Source organism: Bacillus sp. JJ1127 (assembly GCF_036965845.1).
Lineage (GTDB): Bacteria > Bacillota > Bacilli > Bacillales > Bacillaceae_G > Bacillus_A.
Genome location: NZ_JBALQK010000251.1, coordinates 1,977 through 4,757, shown reverse-complemented (window position 1 = coordinate 4,757; position 2,781 = coordinate 1,977). Strand labels below are relative to the sequence as shown.

Genomic DNA, 2,781 nt, shown 5'->3' with positions numbered 1-2,781 from the left:
AAAGAAGAACCTTTACAGCAGAATTTAAACACCAAATGGTTCAACTGTATCAAAATGGTAAACCAAGGAAAGACATCATTAAGGAATACGAACTAACACCATCATCATTGGATCGATGGATCAATCAAAATCATACGTCTGGCTCATTTAAAGAGAAAGATAATAAGACGGCTGAACAACTAGAGTTGGAAGCGTTGAGAAAACAAAACAAACAGCTTCTTATGGAAAATGATATTTTAAAGCAAGCGGCGCTGATACTAGGACGAAAGTAAAAGTAGTGAAGAATAACCTACATAAATACTCGATATCAGCAATGTGCAATGTCCTACAATTATCAAGAGCAACCTATTATTATGAGGTAAAACAAGCGCAAGATACAGGAGATGAATTATCGCCACTAGTGAAAGAAATCTTCCGAGAGAGCCGTCAGAACTATGGAACACGAAAGATAAAAGTAGAACTAAAAAAGTTAGGTTATGTGGTTTCGCGCCGTCGTATTGGACGGACTATGAAGAATCAAGGTTTAGTATCTAACTATACGATTGCACAATTTAAGCCGAAGAAAGCTAACTGTAATGAAGAAAAAATTTCAAACGTGCTCGATCGTCAGTTCAATCAGAAAGAAGAGTTGGCTGTAGTCGTAAGTGATTTAACATACGTCCGTGTGAACAAAAAGTGGAATTACGTATGTTTATTAGTTGATCTCTTTAATCGGGAAATCATAGGACATAGCGTGGGTCAAAAGAAAGATGCCGAGCTTGTTTCGCAAACTTTCGCAACGGTGAAAACAAACTTAAATCGGATTACCTTATTTCATACAGATCGAGGAAATGAGTTTAAAAACAAGCTGATTCATGATACGTTAGAGACCTTCAAAATCAAGCGTTCACTAAGTACAAAAGGTTGTCCATACGATAATGCCGTAGCGGAAGCAACCTACGAAATCTTTAAAACAGAGTTCGTTCGCGGTCGTCATTTCGCAAATTTAGAAGAATTGACCTTAGAATTGAACGACTACGTAAACTGGTTTAATAATGTTAGAATCCATGGAACGCTAGGCTATTTGAGCCCTGTTCAGTACAGACAGGAACACCTTAAAAAAATTGTCTAGTTTCGTGTTGACATACCAGGATCTTGTGCTACGCCAGCCATAACGGCTGATTTTATCATACATACATTTTTAAATGTTAACATTTCATGTAATTCATTCACTTCATGAACACCTTTTGTATTAGATTCCATTTACTTATCACTCCTTTTCCATATGAATTCAAGCAAGAGGACAGAAGAGGAGGAGGAATAACGCAATCATTTCAAACAAACCTTGTTATGAAAAGATGTTAGAACAGTTCCTCTTCTTGGCTCTCTCAGCCATATTTTAAGTAGAAGAATAAGACTTATACCCAAATTCAGGTAAAATCAAATACCATAAAAAGGAATTTATATTTTTCTATGTTTTGTAAAATATTAAAAATATAGGAGGTGATACAATATGGCAAACAATAAGAGTGGAAATCGTAATGAATTATTAGTTCAAGGTGCTGAAAGTGCACTTGATCAAATGAAATATGAAATCGCGCAAGAGTTTGGTGTACAACTTGGTGCAGATACAACAGCTCGTGCAAATGGTTCTGTTGGTGGTGAAATCACTAAACGTTTAGTAGCAATGGCTGAACAACAACTTGGTGGTGGATTTACTCGTTAACTTCACCCAAAATAGAAAAGATTAGGACAAGCGATATTATTGATTATTGGAAGCGTAGCAGATTACAGTAGTTAACAAATACATCTTTCCATGTTGTCTGTATTTAACTTTTAAATAAACTCTCATAATAAATGCATTTGTACTCAAAGGTTGTTGAGAATTTTAAATAATAATCTTTGAGTATTTTATTTGAAAGTTTCTTTTTTAGATTACAAACACATATCTTATGGGGAAGGTGTTTCCTATGAATGTTAAAAAGCCTTTTATAGGAACAAATATATTTAAAAATTTATTTTCAATATTGAAAAGCATACTGACTATGATATTTACAAAAGGGAGGCATCTTAAAATGGGTGTATTAAGTGGAAATCCTCAAAATGAACCTTTACATTACGGAGAAGTATTTGATATTTGGAGTTATCTTCTTGCGGCACAAGGAGCTGTTGTTGGACATCAAGTATTTATAAATCACACAGGTGATGAAGATTTAAAAAAGTTCTTAGAAAACTTAATTGAGAATGATATGACTTCTGAAATAGAGGAACTAAAAGCTCTTTTAAAGGTAAATGGAGTGGCTTTACCACCAGCACCTCCAGAAAGACCGGTTGCATCTATTGAAGATATTCCTCCTGGGGCACGCATCAATGATGCTGAAATTGCAGCTGCTGTTTCTGCAAGTCTAGCGGCAGGATTAGTAACTTGTAGTCAAGTAATGGGAAAATGTCTTCGAGAAGATGTAGGAATGCTTTTTGGACAATTCCATATGAAAAAAGCACAAGCTGGGGTAACTTTACTACGTCTAAGCAAGAAAAAAGGCTGGGTAGTTCCTCCGCCATTACATGTTAAAAATACTGAACAAGGTTAATAAAAAAGTGGCCGAAAGCCACTTTTTTATTTCATTTTATTCTTTGTATCGTTTTCCTTTTGAATGGTTCTTACTTTTTCTATTTCAGAACGGTTTAAATATTCATGTGACATCTCCATAGCATATCTATCATGATGTATGTTAGTTGATTCTCGTGAATCATTATCATCATGTAAAACCACTTTTTTCATATAAATATGAAAGAATACTT

The 2,781-nt window shown here is 34.7% G+C and carries 4 protein-coding genes and 1 pseudogene; 3 read left to right on the top strand and 2 right to left on the bottom strand.

Annotated elements, in window-relative coordinates:
- Positions 1–1,111 (top strand): IS3 family transposase gene (locus V7183_RS21365; RefSeq protein WP_335360759.1). Its coding sequence is split into 2 segments (ribosomal slippage), with 1,112 coding nucleotides annotated over them: positions 1–237 and positions 237–1,111; the frame shifts between segments, so codons are not numbered across the junction. This gene is flagged as partial in the annotation.
- On the opposite strand, the gene V7183_RS21360 is transcribed toward V7183_RS21365, so the two are convergent.
- Complete coding sequence (locus V7183_RS21360; protein WP_335360758.1) at positions 1,108–1,242, bottom strand: hypothetical protein; 135 nt, start codon at positions 1,240–1,242, stop codon at positions 1,108–1,110. The genes V7183_RS21365 and V7183_RS21360 overlap by 4 nt on opposite strands.
- 250 nt (positions 1,243–1,492) lie before the next feature.
- On the opposite strand from V7183_RS21360, the gene V7183_RS21355 reads away from it, so the two are divergent.
- Together V7183_RS21355 and V7183_RS21350 are read left to right on the top strand one after the other, a co-directional pair.
- Positions 1,493–1,705, top strand: coding sequence for an alpha/beta-type small acid-soluble spore protein (locus V7183_RS21355; protein WP_026591505.1), 213 nt, complete (start codon positions 1,493–1,495; stop codon positions 1,703–1,705).
- Positions 1,706–2,054: 349 nt separating this feature from the next.
- Positions 2,055–2,570 carry a DUF3231 family protein gene (locus V7183_RS21350; RefSeq protein WP_335360757.1) on the top strand — a complete coding sequence of 172 codons (516 nt, stop codon included), beginning with the start codon at positions 2,055–2,057 and terminating at the stop codon, positions 2,568–2,570.
- A 26-nt stretch (positions 2,571–2,596) separates the two neighbouring features.
- Here V7183_RS21350 and V7183_RS21345 read toward each other — a convergent pair.
- Positions 2,597–2,781: pseudogene (locus V7183_RS21345) on the bottom strand (YndM family protein); the annotation flags it as partial.